Source organism: Collinsella sp. LCP19S3_B7, from assembly GCF_052121795.1.
Classification (GTDB): Bacteria; Actinomycetota; Coriobacteriia; order Coriobacteriales; family Coriobacteriaceae; genus Collinsella.
Genome location: NZ_JBQKDO010000001.1, coordinates 95486 through 110963, shown reverse-complemented (window position 1 = coordinate 110963; position 15478 = coordinate 95486). Strand labels below are relative to the sequence as shown.

At 60.6% G+C, this 15478-nt stretch carries 12 protein-coding genes; 7 read left to right on the top strand and 5 right to left on the bottom strand.

The features are described from left to right. The first annotated feature begins 131 nt into the window (after window positions 1–131). Together ACTQW0_RS00505 and ACTQW0_RS00500 are read left to right on the top strand one after the other, a co-directional pair. Window positions 132–1247, top strand: coding sequence for a TIGR02452 family protein (locus ACTQW0_RS00505; RefSeq protein WP_441566412.1), 1116 nt, complete (start codon window positions 132–134; stop codon window positions 1245–1247). Window positions 1248–1331: 84 nt separating this feature from the next. Further along, window positions 1332–1991 (top strand): SGNH/GDSL hydrolase family protein, encoded by a 660-nt coding sequence (locus ACTQW0_RS00500; RefSeq protein ID WP_441033176.1) that lies wholly within the window; start codon window positions 1332–1334, stop codon window positions 1989–1991. Window positions 1992–2064: 73 nt separating this feature from the next. Here the strand turns inward: ACTQW0_RS00500 and thiD are convergent, their stop codons facing one another. Together thiD and thiC are read right to left on the bottom strand one after the other, a co-directional pair. Further along, window positions 2065–2895 (bottom strand): bifunctional hydroxymethylpyrimidine kinase/phosphomethylpyrimidine kinase, encoded by an 831-nt coding sequence (gene thiD / locus ACTQW0_RS00495; RefSeq protein ID WP_441566410.1) that lies wholly within the window; start codon window positions 2893–2895, stop codon window positions 2065–2067. Between the two features lie 177 nt (window positions 2896–3072). Continuing rightward, window positions 3073–4407, bottom strand: coding sequence for a phosphomethylpyrimidine synthase ThiC (gene thiC, locus ACTQW0_RS00490; RefSeq protein WP_441554562.1), 1335 nt, complete (start codon window positions 4405–4407; stop codon window positions 3073–3075). Between the two features lie 171 nt (window positions 4408–4578). Here thiC and ACTQW0_RS00485 point away from each other — a divergent pair, with 171 nt between their 5' ends. After that, window positions 4579–5094: a hypothetical protein gene (locus tag ACTQW0_RS00485; protein ID WP_441566408.1), complete on the top strand. Its 516-nt coding sequence runs from the start codon at window positions 4579–4581 to the stop codon at window positions 5092–5094. 40 nt (window positions 5095–5134) lie between these two features. Here ACTQW0_RS00485 and ACTQW0_RS00480 read toward each other — a convergent pair whose 3' ends face one another. Beyond that, the gene (locus ACTQW0_RS00480) at window positions 5135–5944 is read right to left on the bottom strand and encodes a YaaA family protein (RefSeq protein ID WP_441566406.1); all 810 of its coding nucleotides are present in this window, start codon (window positions 5942–5944) and stop codon (window positions 5135–5137) included. Window positions 5945–6047: 103 nt separating this feature from the next. Continuing rightward, window positions 6048–7445 (bottom strand): aminopeptidase, encoded by a 1398-nt coding sequence (locus ACTQW0_RS00475; protein WP_441566404.1) that lies wholly within the window; start codon window positions 7443–7445, stop codon window positions 6048–6050. A gap of 166 nt (window positions 7446–7611) precedes the next feature. Here ACTQW0_RS00475 and polA point away from each other — a divergent pair, with 166 nt between their 5' ends. After that, complete coding sequence (gene polA, locus ACTQW0_RS00470; RefSeq protein ID WP_441566402.1) at window positions 7612–10362, top strand: DNA polymerase I; 2751 nt, start codon at window positions 7612–7614, stop codon at window positions 10360–10362. Window positions 10363–10634: 272 nt separating this feature from the next. Here the strand turns inward: polA and ACTQW0_RS00465 are convergent, their stop codons facing one another. After that, window positions 10635–11462, bottom strand: coding sequence for a Cof-type HAD-IIB family hydrolase (locus ACTQW0_RS00465; RefSeq protein WP_441566400.1), 828 nt, complete (start codon window positions 11460–11462; stop codon window positions 10635–10637). 553 nt (window positions 11463–12015) lie between these two features. Between ACTQW0_RS00465 and ACTQW0_RS00460 the strand changes: the two genes are divergently transcribed. The 3 genes from ACTQW0_RS00460 to argH all read left to right on the top strand — a co-directional run bounded on the left by ACTQW0_RS00460 (window position 12016) and on the right by argH (window position 15196). After that, entirely contained in the window at window positions 12016–13242 is a 1227-nt protein-coding gene (locus ACTQW0_RS00460; protein ID WP_035138001.1) for an argininosuccinate synthase, read from the top strand. 234 nt (window positions 13243–13476) lie between these two features. Next, window positions 13477–13620: a hypothetical protein gene (locus ACTQW0_RS00455; RefSeq protein WP_441566398.1), complete on the top strand. Its 144-nt coding sequence runs from the start codon at window positions 13477–13479 to the stop codon at window positions 13618–13620. A 145-nt stretch (window positions 13621–13765) separates the two neighbouring features. Continuing rightward, the gene (gene argH / locus ACTQW0_RS00450; protein ID WP_238057251.1) at window positions 13766–15196 is read left to right on the top strand and encodes an argininosuccinate lyase; all 1431 of its coding nucleotides are present in this window, start codon (window positions 13766–13768) and stop codon (window positions 15194–15196) included. Window positions 15197–15478 lie beyond the last annotated feature (282 nt).

Here is a 15478-nt window from a genome sequence, read left to right as displayed (position 1 = left end):
GATTGCAGCGGTGCTTGCCGCGCGCAAATCAATGCGAAAGGCGGTCCTTCGGGGCCGCCTTTTTTGTACGCGGCGGGGTATCATGGATGGGAAAAGCCGATAGCGGCAGCGACCGAGAAAGGTGACCACTTATGGCAGACGTCGACAACAGGAACCGTAACCGTAGGCCCAACCGCGCGGGACAGCCCAATCCCAAGCGCGAGGCCCGTGCCAAGGCCGCCGAGCGTCACGTGGCGACTGTGTCCGAAGCGTGCGCAAAGGATATCGAGCGCTCGCTTGCCGGCGTGCGCGAGTTCGAGGGCAGGCCTGCCGGATTTGTCGCGGCGATGAAGGCTAAGGCCCAGGTGGCTGCTGCCGAAGAGCAGGTTGCCGATGAGTCTGAGGCCGCCGAGGTTGTGCCTGCCGAGACCGAGGTCGTGGCCGAGCCTGTGCCCGCAGAGGAAGCCACGGAGACCGAGCCCGCGCCTGCTGCCGAGGAGCCCGCTCCGGTCCTGCCCGAGGTCACCGTGCTCGACGCCTCTGCCACGCAGGCCATTCTGGATAACGGCCGAGGCTACGCGCAGTTCTGCGACATGGCCGTGCTCGCCTTTGCCTCGTTCACCAACCCGGGCGGCGGCTACATCCAGGGTTATCTGGGTCAGGAGGCCACGCTCTGTGCCGATTCGTATCTGTACAACGTTCTCGATAAGCAGCGCAAATGGTACGGCGAGAACCGTCGCCGCAACATCAACTGCGAGCTTTATCGCAACCGTGCGCTGGTGGTGCCCGCGGTGCGCTTCGACCGCAACCACGTGCATGCGTATGCCGACGTGATCGTGGCCGCCGCGCCCAACGCCAAGCGCGCTCGCCAGGAGTATCGCGTGGGTGACGATGCCCTGCTGGACGCCCTGCGCGATCGCATCCGCTTTGTGCTTGCCATCTGCGACGAGCTGGGTCGCGAGAAGCTCGTGCTGGGCGCTTGGGGCTGCGACAACAACGGCTTTGGCGCCGAGGCCGTGGCCGAGCTCTTCCGCAAGGAGCTCGCATCGGGCGACTTTAAGGTCAAGCAGGTCTTTTTTGCCGTGCCCTCTACGCGCTGGGACGAAGATTTTGCCAAGTTCGAGCACGTGCTGGCAAACTTCCCCGAGCGCAACGAGGAGTCCTATGCCCAGGTTGCCGCTCGCGCTGCGGCTGTCCGCGCCGCCGAGCAGGCCCAGGCTGCCGCCGAGGACGATGAAGACGATGACGATTGGCGCAAGTACCTGTAATCGGTATGTGCTGACAGATAGGTCGATCCGGCGGGAGAGACTGCTCCCGCCGACTTTTTCTTTTTACTAGAGGAAGGGCTTACGATGAAAAACGTTCTATGCTTTGGCGACAGCAATACCTACGGCTATGATCCGGCGGGCATGCGCGACGGCACCGCGGTACGCTATGCGCACGATGTGCGCTGGTGCGGCGTGGCCCAGCGCGACCTGGGCGAGGGCTGGCACGTGATTGAGGAAGGCCTCAACGGCCGCACGACGGTACGCGACGACATGTGCCATCTGGACACTAATCTCAACGGCATCCGCGCGTTGCCGATGCTGCTCGAGGCTCATAAGCCGCTGGATGCGATCGTGATTATGCTGGGCACCAACGACTGCAAGACGGTCTTTAGCGTGGGGGCTGCCGATATCGCTGACGGTGCCATGGCGCTGATTCGCACCGTCCGCGCGTTTCCCTGGACCGAAGCCGCGCCCTGCCCGCGTATTCTGCTGATGGCGCCTATCAAGATTAAACCGCAGATCGCCGATGTGTACATGACCGACTTTGACGAGCGCTCCGTCGAGGCCTCGGAGCATTTTGCCGAATACTATGCGTATGTCGCTGAGCAGTTTGGCTGCGACTTTTTGAATGCCGCTGATTTTGCCGAGCCGGGCGATATCGATTATCTGCACATGATGCCCGAAAGCCACGAGAGCCTGGGCCACGCCGTGGCAGCCAAGCTCCAAGAGATGCTTGGTCAGTAGCGCGACCCCAAACCACCACAAAGGGACAGGCGCCTTTGTGGTGGTTTGTGCGGTGGTTTTGGCTGCTGGCTTTTTAGTACTGCCACATGTGGTTGACGGGGCCGGAGCCCTTGCCCATGTTCAGGCCGGCGGCGAGAGCGCCGGTTAGGTAGGCCTTGCCGGCGTTGACGGCATCGGCAAGATCCATGCCCTGGGCCAGCGCGCAGGCGATGGCGGACGAAAGCGTACAGCCGGTACCATGCGTGTTGTCGGTCTCGATGCGCTTGTGGCGGAACCACGTGGTGAGCGGATCGCCCAGGTGGTTGCCCTCGTCATCGAGCGGCGCGGGCTCTGCTAGTACATCGTTGGCCTCGTTGACAAAATGCCCGCCCTTAACGAGGGACGCGCAGCCAAAACGGCGGGTGAGGAGCATGGCGGCATTTTGCTGTGTGCGCTCGGAATCGACCTCGTAGTCGAGCAGCGCCATGGCCTCGGGAATGTTGGGCGTGATGACGGTCGCCAGCGGGAACAGGCGGCGTGTAAGCGCTTCGGCGGCGTCCTCGGCGATGAGACGAGCGCCCGAAGTGGCGACCATGACGGGATCGACGACGATATTTTGTGCGTCCCAGGCGCTCAGGCGGTCGGCTATGACTTCGATAATCTCGGCAGAAGAAACCATGCCGATCTTGACGGCACTGGGGCGGATATCGTCAAAAACGGCATCGATCTGCGCCGCGACAATACCCGGGGAGATGTTCTGCACGGCGGTGACGCCTAGGGTGTTCTGTGCGGTGATGGCCGTGATGACCGTCTCGGCATACAGGCGGTGCGCCGTGATGGTCTTGATGTCGGCCTGAATGCCGGCACCGCCGCTGGAATCGGATCCTGCGATGGACAGGACGGCAGGTACCTTACTACGATCCATGTTCGCTCCCTTGTTCGGTCGGATTCAAATGGGTCTCCTGCCCGCATTATAAAGTTGCCCGGGCCGGCTGTATGCCGATCCCGGGCGGGTGGCGCAATCTTTACGTAAATGTAAGAAAATGTTCACACGTCAACAATTGACGAACGCCTTGTGGCCGATTATGGCTCCGGTGACGAGTTAGTCCTCCATGCCGAGGTCGATCGTCGTGCCCTCGAACACCTTGTTGACGGTGCGGACGGCGCACATCTTGCCGCACATGGTGCAGGTGCCCTCGGTGGCAGCAGGGGATTCCTCGTAGCGCTTCTTGCCGGTGACCGGGTCGAGCGCGCACGTCCACATGGCGTCCCAGTCGAGCTTGCGGCGTGCCTGGCCCATCTTGTCGTCCATGTCGCGGGCGTGGGGCACTTTTTTGGCGATGTCGGCGGCGTGTGCGGCAATCTTGGTGGCCATGAGGCCGTCGAGCACATCCTGGGCGTTAGGCAGGCATAGGTGCTCTGCCGGTGTCACGTAGCACAAAAAGTCGGCACCCGAGCTCGCGGAGATGGCGCCACCGATGGCTGCGGTGATGTGGTCGTAGCCCACGCCGATATCGGTCACCAGCGGCCCGAGCACGTAGAACGGGGCGTTGTGGCACAGGCGCTTCTGCAGTTTCATGTTGGCGGCGATCTCGTCGAGCGCCATGTGCCCCGGGCCCTCGACCATGACCTGGACGCCGGCGGCCCAAGCGCGCTTGCACAGCTTGCCCAGCTCGATCATCTCGGCGGTCTCGGTGGCGTCGTTGGAGTCGTAGAGGCAGCCCGGGCGGCAGGAGTCGCCGAGCGAAATCGTCACGTCGTACTCGTGGCAGATCTCGAGCAGCTCGTCAAAGTACTCGTAGAAGGGGTTCTCGTTGCCGGTGACCTCCATCCAGCCAAACAGCAGTGAGCCGCCGCGGCTGACGATGTTCATGAGACGGCCGGTCTCCTTAAAGGTTTTGGTGACCGACTTGTTGATGCCGCAGTGGATGGTCATAAAGTCCACGCCGTCCTCGGCGTGCGCGCGCACGACCTCGAACAGGTCGTCCTTGGTAAGCTTGACAAGCGGCTTTTCCATGTAGCCGATGGCGTCGTACATGGGGACGGTGCCCACCATGAGCGGCGTCTCGTCGATGAGCTGCTGGCGGAATTGGCGCGTCTTGCCCGAGTTGGAGAGGTCCATGATGGCGTCGGCGCCAAAGTCCTCGGCGATCTTGACCTTCTTCCATTCCTCGGCGGCATCGGCCTTGTCGCCCGAGATGCCCAGGTTGACGTTGACCTTGGTAGACAGGCCCTCGCCGACGCCAAAGGCGCGCATGCCCTTTTTGATATGCACGATGTTGGCGGGAATGGCGATGCGGCCGTCGGCCACGCGCTCGCGGATGTACTCGGGGTCGCGATGCTCGCGCTCGGCAACCTCCTTCATCTGCGGTGTGATTTGTCCGGCGCGGGCGAAATCGATTTGCGTGACGAGCTTGGGCTCGGTCTGTGTGCTCATTGGCACGGCTCCCTTCGTTGGCATTACCCATATCAGGTTTGCGGGTCAGGGCGGGCGCGCCCAGTCTCAGCCTGCCGTCTTGTCCTGCAAGCTCCCCGTTTATGTGACGGGCTCAAGTATAGCTCGAATGGGTACGATTGACGCGACGAGCATGCCCGCGGGGAGGCGAACATGGAAGACAAGCATCTGTATCGAGAGACGCAGTGGGATGTGTCGGCCGAGGAGAGCCGCGCCCATCATGGGCTGGTCGCAATTGGTTTCGCGATTCTTGTCGTGATGGTGATTGCCTGTTGTATCTGGACGTTCGGCGGGCGTGGGGGAGTTTCCTGGACGTTTGAGGCGGACGATAGCCTGCCGATTATGACGGCGAAGGTCGCGGGTGGCAATACCGTTGCCGCGCCGGGCGACTATTGGTATCCGCGCGACATGTTTGTGCAACTGCAGCTGAGCGGTGGTTCCATTCCTGGTGAAGAGATCGAGCGTGTGACCTTCGATGCGTCGCTTAGGACGCTGTCGGTCGAGCTCAAAGATCAGGGGGATGTACCCACGACCATGGATATAGCCCTGACGGAATGGCGCCTGGAGCCTCCGTCGGGTGTTGAGGCGTCCGAGGTGGAGCACGTTAAGGTTACCTACCAAGATGGCTCGACGACCGAGATTGCAAAAGCCGACGGCCTGGCGGAATAGACGCCGTGCCTAGGCAGCACATTCAAAAGTAGCGGTAGTCCTACAAGGCCTGTTCGTTCAGGAAGACCAAAGTGTTTTTATTTGAAAGCTCGGGAAAGTAACGATAACCAACGTCGAACGCGGTGAGCCCGCTTACATCCTCGAACTTTTTTTCTGCCATCCAGCGCACCATGGAGCCGCGCGCTTTTTTGCTGGCGGTCGAGCGTTGGATGGGCTTGCCGTTGCGGATGCCTTCGCCAAAGAGACATGTGACGACCGTGGCGTCGGTGGTGAGGCGGGTCAGAACGGCTTTGGCGTATTCCGCGCTGGCGAGGTTGACGATCGTGGCGTTGGAGCCTGCCGGAGCGATGACCCGTGCGAGCTTGTTGCCCCAAAACGCGTAGAGGTCTCGGGCATCGTCGACGGCAAGCTTCGCGCCCATCTCCAGCCGATACGGTTCAACGGCATGAAAGGGGCGTACGCATCCGTAAAGGCCCGAGAGGATCCACAGATGGTCTTGCAGCCATGCGAGCTGTGCGGAATCCATCACCTCGGGCGCCATGCTTTGGTATTGAATGCCGTGATAGGACATGACGGCAGGGGAGAGGTGACGGGCGAGTGCGGGATTGTCGAGATCGCCGTTTTGCAAGATGGGCTCGAACTCATGCAGGGTGTTGAGGCAGGGCCCCAGCAGTTTGTCACTCACGTTCCACAGCGCCTGCAGGCTGCCGCTGCCTTCATTCCGCTCGATATCTAGCAGTGCGCGGTGGAGGCGAGCCGTCTCGCGCACAAAGGGTGGAATGCCCAGGACTTCAAAAGCATCTTGGGCCGCGCGCATCTGCTTGGCGGGTGAAATGATGACCTGCAGCATGGACTCTCCTCTGCCAAAAAGGAAGTTGCGGTGTAATACGGTCTGTTTTGGCCGTTTATGGGCCAGTTTAGTCCGTATCTCACCGCAACTGATGAAGGGTTGATTATGCGCGCTCGAGGAAGGCCTTGTAGCCGCGATAGGCCTCGTAGATATCGGCCTTGTTGGCGACCTCCCACAGGGCGTGCATGGACAGGACGGCAACGCCGGAGTCGATGACGTTCATGCCGTACTTGGCCATGATGTAGGCGATGGTGCCGCCGCCGCCCGCGTTGACGCGACCGAGCTCGCAGGTCTGGAAGTCCACGCCGGCCTCGTCCATAATGTCGCGGATGAGGGCCATATACTCGGCGTCGGCGTCGTTGGAACCGCCCTTGCCGCGGCTGCCCGTGTACTTGTTAAAGCACAGGCCGCGACCCATAAAGGCTGCATTCTTGGTCTCGAACTTGCCGGCGTAGCCCGGATCGAAGCCGGCGGATACGTCAGAGGAGAGCATGCGGCTGCGGGCGAGTGCGCGGCGCAGGGCCAGCGGGCTGCCCTCGCCGGCGAGCGTCATGATCTCGGCGACGGTGTTCTCGAAGAAGCGGCTTGTCATGCCGGTGGCTCCCACGGAGCCAATCTCCTCCTTGTCGACGATGAGCGTGATGCTCGTGCGCTCCACGTTGGCCACATTGATCTGGGCGAGCATGGAGGGGTAGGCGCAGACGCGGTCGTCGTGGCCATAGCCCAAAATCATGGAGCGGTCGAGGCCCATGTCGCGGGCGGGGCCGGCGGGCACGACCTCGATTTCGGCGGAGAGGAAGTCCTCCTCCTCGACGTCGTACTGCTCCTTGAGGATATCCAGGAACATCTGCTTGACGGGCTCGGTGGGAGCGTCCTTGTCGTCCTCGTCAAATTTTACGGGACGGCCGCCCACGATCACGTCGAGGATCTCGGCGTCGACGGCGTCCTTGGCGGGCTTGGACATCTGCTCGCTCGAGAGGTGGATCAGCAGGTCGGAGATGGTAAAGACCGGATCGTCGGCCTTGTCGCCGATGTTGATGTCGACGGTGGTGCCGTCCTTTTTGCAGATGACGCCCACGAGTGCGAGCGGGGAGGCCACCCAGTGGTAGCTCTTGACACCACCGTAGTAGTGCGTGTCGAGGTAGGCCATGTCGCCGGCCTCGAACGCGGGATTCTGCTTGAGGTCCAGGCGCGGCGAGTCCACGTGGGCGCCCAGGATGTTAAAGCCCTGCTCGAGCGGGGCGGTGCCCAGGTTGACGAGCATAAGATCCTTGCCGTGGTTGGCGGCGTACACCTTGTCGCCTGCCTTGAGCTCGCGGCCTTCGGCGATCACGGTCTCCAGGTCGACGTATCCCGCCTCCTCGGCCATCTTGATGCCGGTCTTGACGCACAGGCGCTCGGTCTTGTTCTCGCTCAAAAACTGCTTATAGCCGCGGCAAAGCTCCTCGAGCTCCTCGATTTGCTGTGGCGTGTACTTTTTCCATGCGCAGGGACGCTCCATGACGCAGGCTCCTTTCGGATCGATCGTGCTGGTTGTTGTACCGTGAGCCATCGTATCACTCGGGAACGCGCGGTGGCGGGGGAGCTTGATGTGCGGTGGCCGCGGGGCGGGGAGCGTGTAAACTGGAGTGAGCAAACCGTGCCCAGCCCAAAGCGAGGTATTCAATATGTCTGACAAGCGCCGCACCTTTGCCGTTATCGACGGCAACTCGCTCATGCACCGCGCCTTCCACGCCGTGCCGCCGACCATGAACGCGCCGGACGGTCGTCCCACCAACGCGATCTTTGGCTTTCTGAACATGTTTCTTAAGATGATCGATGCCTTTAGCCCCGACGGTGTGGTCGTGGCGTTTGACAAAGGCAAGCCGCGCGTGCGCATGGAGATGCTGCCGCAGTATAAGGCGCAGCGCCCGCCCATGGACCCCGATCTGCATGCGCAGTTTCCCATGATTAAGGAGCTGCTCACGGCGCTCAACGTGCCAATTCTGCAGTCCGAGGGCTGGGAAGGCGACGATATCCTGGGAACCATGGCGCGCCTGGGTGAGGAGGCCGGCTGCGACATGCTGCTGGTGACCGGCGACCGTGACATGTATCAGCTTGTGACCGAGCACGTCAACGTGGTCTCGACTCGCAAGGGCCTGTCCGACGTGGCGATCATGACGCCCGAGAGCGTGGACGACCTGTATCACGGCATTACGCCGGCGCTCGTGCCCGATTTTTACGGCCTGAAGGGCGATACGTCGGACAACATTCCCGGCGTACCGGGCATCGGCCCCAAAAAGGCGAGCGCGCTCATCGCGCAGTACGGCAGCTTGGACGAGGTCATTGCGCATGCTGACGAGGTCAAGGGCAAGATGGGCGAGAACCTGCGTGCACACATCGACGATGCGCTGCTGAGCCGCAAGGTTGCGACCATCCGCACCGATGCACCTGTCGAGCTCGACTTTGACGCGACGTCCTTCCCATCGTTTTCTGCCGATGAGGTGTCCGCGGCGCTGGGCGCACTTGGCATTACGGCCATGCAGAACCGCTTCCTGGCGCTGATTGGCGGCGAGGGCGGGGTCGTGCCCGCTGCCAGCTCGTTCGAGATGCCCGCGGTTTCGCGTGCGGCCGCCGGCGATGCTGAGGCACTTGCTGCTGTGGCGGCCGAGATCTCTCGCGCGATTGATGCGGGCGAGTGGGTCGCCGCCGTGGTGGACGATGACAAGGAGGAGGGTGCGCTCTTTGGCCTGACGCGTACGCTGTGGCTGGCGACGTCCAAGGGACTCTTTGCGCTCGAGGAAGCCGATGACGGCACGCCTGCCGCTGTCGAGGGCTTCAATTCTGCCCACGGCGTTATCGCTGGCGTGCTCGCGCGCCTGTTTATGGAGGGCCGCGTGGCGAGCCCGGACATGAAGGCGTTGCTGCATGAGCTTTCGCCCATCGATTCTTCTGAGCCCGAGCTCATGGACCCGCTGGCAGTCGATTCCGTGCGCATCTTTGATACCGTGGTTGCCGCGTACCTGTTGGATTCCGACCGTTCCGAGTTTGACGAGGCATATCTGGCCGATACCTATCTGCAGATGGCGCTGCCTGCGGCGCGCGGTGCGGATGGTGCTGGCGAGGACGCTCCTGCTCCTGCTGCCCGTACCGTGGCGTTGACGCTGGCACTCGTGGCGCCGCTTCGCGACCGCATGGCCCGCGAGAACGCCGCCAACGTGTTCGATGGCATTGAGATGCCGCTCGTGCCGGTGCTTGCCAAGATGGAGCGCGCGGGCATGCTCGTAGATCCCGACCGGCTGCACAGCCTGTCCGAGGGCCTGGCGACCCAGATCACCGAGGTCGAGCGCAGCATTCGCGACCTGGCAGGTGATGAGACGTTTAACATCGGCAGTCCCATGCAGCTCTCGCACGTGCTCTTTGACGTTATGGGGCTTCCGACCAAGGGCCTCAAAAAGACCAAGCGCGGGTACTATTCGACCAACGCCAAGGTGCTGAGCGACCTTGCCCGTGACCACGAAATCGTGCGCCTGATTTTGGACTGGCGTGAGAAGTCCAAGATTAAGTCGACCTATCTGGACACGCTAGGTCCGCTGCGCCGTGGTGACGGTCGCGTGCACACCACGTACAACCAGACCATCACGGCAACGGGTCGCCTGTCCTCGAGCGACCCGAACCTGCAGAACATCCCGACGCGCTCTGAGCTGGGCCGTACCGTTAAGACGGCGTTTTCGGCAGGCGAGGGCAGCGTCTTTTTGGCGGTGGACTACTCGCAGATCGAGCTGCGTCTGCTCGCGCATCTCTCGGGTGACGAGCACCTGGTGCGCGCCTTTAACGAGGGCGAGGACTTCCATGCCGAGACGGCCGCGCGCGTGTTTGGCGTTTCCGTGTCCGAGGTAACGCCCGACCTGCGCAGTCGCGCCAAGGCCGTGAATTTTGGCATTGTGTATGGTCAGCAGGCGTACGGTCTGTCGCAGTCGCTGCACATCTCGATGGCCGAGGCGCGTGGCATGATCGATCGCTACTACGAGGCCTACCCGGGCGTGCGCACGTTCCTCGACAACGTGGTGGCGCGCGCCAAGCAGACGGGCTACGCCGAGACCATGTATGGCCGTCGTCGCCATATTCCGGAGCTCAAGGCCAAAAACCCGCAACTCCGTGGCTTTGGTGAGCGTACGGCCATGAATCACCCCATGCAGGGCACCGCCGCCGACATCATCAAGATCGCCATGGCCCGCGTAAGCCGCCGCCTGGAAGAAGAGGGCTTTGCCGCCCACATGATCTTGCAGGTGCACGACGAACTGGACTTTGAGTGCCCCGTCGACGAAGTCGAGCGCCTGACCGCCATGGTCCAAGACGTCATGGAACACGTCGTAGACCTCCGCGTACCCCTCATCGCCGAAGCCAGCACCGGCGTAACCTGGGCCGACGCGAAATAGGAAAGCGCCCACAATTCCAAAGTAATTAAAGGCAGAAGGGGGCTCCTTGCCAACAAGGAGCCCCCTTCATTCCAAAAAATCAGCCAAGTATCTAGACACCCAAGACGCCATCTAGGCGGCAAGCAAGTCAACATAGCCATGCCCGGGGCCGGCCGTTTGATTTTTGTAGATTCCGCACGAGCCGAAGGCCACTTAATGTGGCCTTCGAGCGAGCCCAGGACCTGACCGAGCAAAAATCAAACGGCCGGCCCCGGGCATGGCGACGAGATAGATTACCGAGCCGCCAAGATGGCGTCGATGAGCGTCAGTACGCCCCCGTCGTTGTTGCTCGGAATGCGCCACTTGGCGTGCGCATTCATATGCTCTTCGGCATTGTCCACGATAAAGCTATGCCCGACGCGCTCGAGCATGGGGATATCGTTGTAGGTGTCGCCCACGGCGGCGGCATCGGCGATATCGATGCCCAAGTGCTCGCACAGGTGCGCGACGCCGGCGCCCTTGTCGACGCCCAGGTTCATAAAGTCGATCCACTCGCGGCCCGCATTGGTGACGTAGAGCTGATCCGAGAACGCGGGGTTATAGGTCTCGCGGAACGCAGGCTCAGCGTCGTAGGCGGGGAAGAAGATCGAAATCTTGTTGGACTCGAAATCAATGCCCTCAAAGCTGTCGACGTAGTTGATTGTGTTGTAGTAGACGCTGATCTCGTCGTGGTATTGATGGTCGCGGGCAAGCACGTAGAACTCGTCGAAGCAGCACAGGACGGGAACGGCGCGAGAATCCTCCGAGGCACGAGCGAGCACCTGTTGATACAGCGCCACATCGATGTTGCTCTTATAGATATAGTTGCCGCGATAGATGACGCAGGCTCCGTTGTCGGGACAAAAGGCGAGGCGGTTCTTGATGTCCTCAAACATCTCCTCGAGCTTGGGGGCGGGACGTCCGCTGGCGGGGCAGAATACGATGCCGGCTTCGGCGAGCTTGTCCAGGCGTTCGTCAAGGCCTTGCGGCAGCACGCGCTCGTCGGTCAGCAGCGTCTTGTCCATGTCGACGGCGATGAGCTTAATGTTTCCGATATTGGCGTCCGATTCGTAAGTTTGCATAAAAGCGAGCCTTTCGTTTCGAAATTGTTTCAGACGTTATAACCATCAACTCGTAATCAGGCGTATTTTCGCAGGAACGGAGCGTATTTGCACTGCATTTCACAAACTAATGAAAATACTTTTCAGAAATTTGAATTTGTCGCTTGTGCAGCAGGCACTTTAGCGTAATATAGCGACCATCGAAAACGGAGAGGCAAAAGAGCCGCTTACCGAGGAAAAGGTACCGTTTGCGATATTAGAATTGCGCCCGGCGATAGGTGAAAGGAGAGGCAGATGCAGTTCGTAAAGATCATAACCACTGCAGACAATGCCATCCGACGCCAGCGCGCAATTTCCCGACGACGATAACAATCGTCTCTGTCCGCATGGGGCGAATTGCCTCAACAGAGTCATTTTAAGGTCGTTGGGTTTTAGCACGACATTGCTGCATGTTTCTAGGGCATGTATGTGCTGATTTTTGCTATTTAACCTGATATTGCACGGTACGTGACCTTGAAATGACTTGCAACTGACCGATGTTCTAACTAGCTACCAAGGGCGAAAGGAAACAGCCATGAGCAAGGAAAAAGTCGTTCTCGCATATTCCGGTGGTCTTGATACATCCGTATGTGTCAAGTGGCTCCAGGACGAGAAGAATCTCGATGTCGTTTGCGTCTGCGGCAACGTGGGCCAGGAGGAGACCGGCCTGGATGCCAAGAAACAGAAAGCGCTCGACCTGGGCGTTCTTGATTGCCAGGTGCTCGACCTGCGCGATGAGTTCTCCGATGAGTTCCTGACCAAGGCCATCGCCGCAAATTCCATGTACGAGAACAAGTACCCGCTGCTTTCCGCTCTGTCTCGCCCGCTGCTCGCCAAGAAGCTTGTCGAGGTCGCCCACGAGTTTGGCGCGACCTACGTCGCCCACGGCTGCACCGGCAAGGGTAACGACCAGGTTCGTTTTGAGGCTGCCGTCAAGGCCCTCGACCCCGAGCTTAAGGTTATCGCCCCGGTTCGCGAGTGGGATCTGAAGTGCCGTCCCGACGAGGTCGCCTATGCTCACGCCCACAACGTGCCGGTTCCCGAGGGTGCCAACGACAACCCCTATTCCATCGACGACAACCTGTGGGGTCGTGCCATTGAGTGCGGCCACCTGGAGGATCCCTGGAACGAGCCGCTCGACGACGCCTGGGTTATGACCAAGAATCCCGAGGACACGCCCGACACCCCGACCTACACCGAGATTGAGTTTGAGGCCGGCAAGCCCGTCGCCGTCGACGGCAAGAAGATGAAGCTCTCCGAGATCGTCATCGCCCTCAACAAGATTTCGGGCGATAACGGCTTTGGTCGCCTGGACCTGGTCGAGGATCGTCTGGTGGGCCTCAAGAGCCGCGAGTGCTATGAGGTTCCCGGCGCCCTGACGCTTATCACCGCCCACAAGGCGCTCGAGGATATTTGTGTCGAGGGCGATCTGCTCAAGACCAAGATTAAGCTCGAGCAGGATTGGGCCACCGCCGTGTACAACGGCCAGTGGTACAGCCCGCTCAAAAACGCACTCGACGCCTTTATGGCCGATACCCAGAAGTTCGTGACCGGTACCGTTCGTCTGAAGTTCTTTAAGGGCAACTGCCATGTTGTCGGCCGCAAGAGCCCCTTCAGCCTCTATGACTACGGTCTGGCCACCTACGACCGCGACACCACGTTTGACGAGAAGGCCAGCGCCGGCTTTATCGAGATCGACACGCTGTCGCTCAAGACGTGGGCCAAGGTCCAGGGTCCCAGCTCTGCTGCCGCTCAGGCTTAAGTCTTTCTCCCTTGGTATCCGCGCGGCCCATCCGCGTGATACATAACGGGCGCATGGGGTCCCTACCTTTCGTTATGCTTGCTGACACTTCTTAACATCGGTGGCCCCTACATTCCGCCCGCATATATGATGCCGCGTCTGCGGCTGAGTCCGAGCCCCGCCGGGGTTGTCCGGCGGGGCTCCTTCTATCAATTTGGCGGCTCTGCGCCTATATATATCTGAGGAGTATCCATTATGTTCAATGCTATCGCGCATGCTTTACTTGCCCTCGCGCCCGAGTTCGATGCTGCAAAGGTCGAGGATGTCCCTATGAGCCTGAAGGCATGGATTGACGGCTCGGCAAGCAACGGCTGGCGGGAGTCGATGGGCGCCAAGTGACTGGTGCGTCACTTCTTTGCAAATTAGCCACATGGTCTCGCGCTCGGTGGGGAATGTGCAAAACTAGCGGTTGATAAATCGCTTTAGCGACATGGCGCTTTGCTTTGGGCGCTTGTTTTGGTATTTAGAGAAAGGGGACGGTTCCATGGCTCTTTGGGGCGGTCGTTTTGAGGCAGGCGTGGCCGAGGTCACGCAGGAGTTTGGCGCGTCGCTGCCGGTCGACAAACATCTCTATAAGCAGGATATCGCTGGCTCTAAGGCACATGCCAAGATGCTGGCGGCCCAGGGCATTATCAGTGCAAAGGACGAGCAGGCGATTGCCGAGGGTCTGACCGCAATCGAACAGGATATCGATGCCGGCAACTTCACCTTCGATATCAACGACGAGGACATTCATATGTCCATCGAGAGCGAGCTGACCCGTCGCATCGGCGAGGCGGGCAAGCGCCTGCATACCGGGCGTTCGCGCAACGACCAGGTGGCGACCGATACGCGCCTGGGCGTCAAGGCGCTGGCCAAGGAGCTCATGGAGGCCAATCTTGAGCTGCGCCACGTGCTGGTGGATGCGGCCAAACAGTACGACAAGGTGATTCTGCCGGGTTACACGCACATGCAGCATGCTCAGCCCGTGCTGCTGTCGCATCATCTGCTGGCGTATTCTTGGATGTTCGCGCGCGACTTTACACGCCTGAAGGCCGCCTTTGATGCTGCCGACAACTGCCCGCTGGGCGCTGCCGCGCTTGCCGGTACGAGTTATCCGCTCGATCGTCAGATGACGGCCGCCGAACTTGGCTTTGCGGGCGTGATTCCCAACTCGCTCGATGCGGTTTCCGACCGTGATTTCCTCCTCGATCTGCATTACGCCGGCTCCGTCATGGCGATGCACCTGTCGCGTCTTTCCGAGGAGATCGTGCTGTGGTCGAGCTCCGAGTTTGGCTTTATCACGCTTTCCGACTCGTATTCCACTGGCTCGTCCATCATGCCGCAGAAGAAGAACCCCGATTTTGCCGAGCTTATCCGCGGCAAGAGCGGCCGAGTCTATGGCAACCTGGTGCAGCTGCTCGTGACCATGAAGGGCCTGCCGCTCGCTTATAACAAGGACTTGCAGGAGGACAAGGAGGGCGCGCTCGATACCGCCCATACGCTCATGCAGTGCCTGTCCGTTATGGCCGGTATGATTTCGACCTGGACCGTCAACGAGGATGCCATGGCGCGCGAGTGCGGCGTGGGGCACCTTGCCGCCACCGATGTTGCCGATTACCTGGCCAAGCGTGGCCTGCCGTTCCGCGAGGCCCACGCCGTGGTGGGCCATTTGGTCCTGATGTGCGAGAAGCGCGGCTGCAATCTTGAGGATCTGCCGTTTGAGGTGTTCCAAGAGGCAAGCCCGCTCTTTGAGCACGACATTACCGAGGCGCTCGACATTCCGTCGATTGTCGCCGCACGCACGACCGAGGGCGGTACCGCCCCTGCCGCCGTTGCCGTGCAGCTGCAGCGTGCCCAGGCACAACTCGTTGCCGACGAAGGTGTGCTTGGATCGCTGACCAAGGTCGTCGAGATGGGCCACGGGGCAAAGTAAGGGTTTAGTTGAAGCGGCTTTGGCCATTTATTGATAAATCGTTTTCGCTTTTACGGGCGTCTGCTGCAGCGGGCGCCCGTATTTTGTTGCGATGGGGAAGGGGCTTGTCGATAACTTCTGTAGGACCTTTGGGCAGGTTGTGAAGGGGCTACGTTCACGGGCGGCAACCGACCGTCCGCTCGGTTCGGTGCGGTTGATGCGCGGTCGGATGATACTCTAGTCGGGCTTCGAAACAGAAGTAACACATATGGAACGTTTTAATAAATTGTAGTGTTTCAATAA

Coding starts and splice junctions, on each gene's coding strand:
- ACTQW0_RS00505 (WP_441566412.1), top strand. CDS start 132: ATGGCAGACGTCGACAACAGGAACCGTAACCGTAGGCCCAACCGCGCG.
- ACTQW0_RS00500 (WP_441033176.1), top strand. CDS start 1,332: ATGAAAAACGTTCTATGCTTTGGCGACAGCAATACCTACGGCTATGAT.
- thiD (WP_441566410.1), bottom strand. CDS start 2,895: ATGGATCGTAGTAAGGTACCTGCCGTCCTGTCCATCGCAGGATCCGAT.
- thiC (WP_441554562.1), bottom strand. CDS start 4,407: ATGAGCACACAGACCGAGCCCAAGCTCGTCACGCAAATCGATTTCGCC.
- ACTQW0_RS00485 (WP_441566408.1), top strand. CDS start 4,579: ATGGAAGACAAGCATCTGTATCGAGAGACGCAGTGGGATGTGTCGGCC.
- ACTQW0_RS00480 (WP_441566406.1), bottom strand. CDS start 5,944: ATGCTGCAGGTCATCATTTCACCCGCCAAGCAGATGCGCGCGGCCCAA.
- ACTQW0_RS00475 (WP_441566404.1), bottom strand. CDS start 7,445: ATGGAGCGTCCCTGCGCATGGAAAAAGTACACGCCACAGCAAATCGAG.
- polA (WP_441566402.1), top strand. CDS start 7,612: ATGTCTGACAAGCGCCGCACCTTTGCCGTTATCGACGGCAACTCGCTC.
- ACTQW0_RS00465 (WP_441566400.1), bottom strand. CDS start 11,462: ATGCAAACTTACGAATCGGACGCCAATATCGGAAACATTAAGCTCATC.
- ACTQW0_RS00460 (WP_035138001.1), top strand. CDS start 12,016: ATGAGCAAGGAAAAAGTCGTTCTCGCATATTCCGGTGGTCTTGATACA.
- ACTQW0_RS00455 (WP_441566398.1), top strand. CDS start 13,477: ATGTTCAATGCTATCGCGCATGCTTTACTTGCCCTCGCGCCCGAGTTC.
- argH (WP_238057251.1), top strand. CDS start 13,766: ATGGCTCTTTGGGGCGGTCGTTTTGAGGCAGGCGTGGCCGAGGTCACG.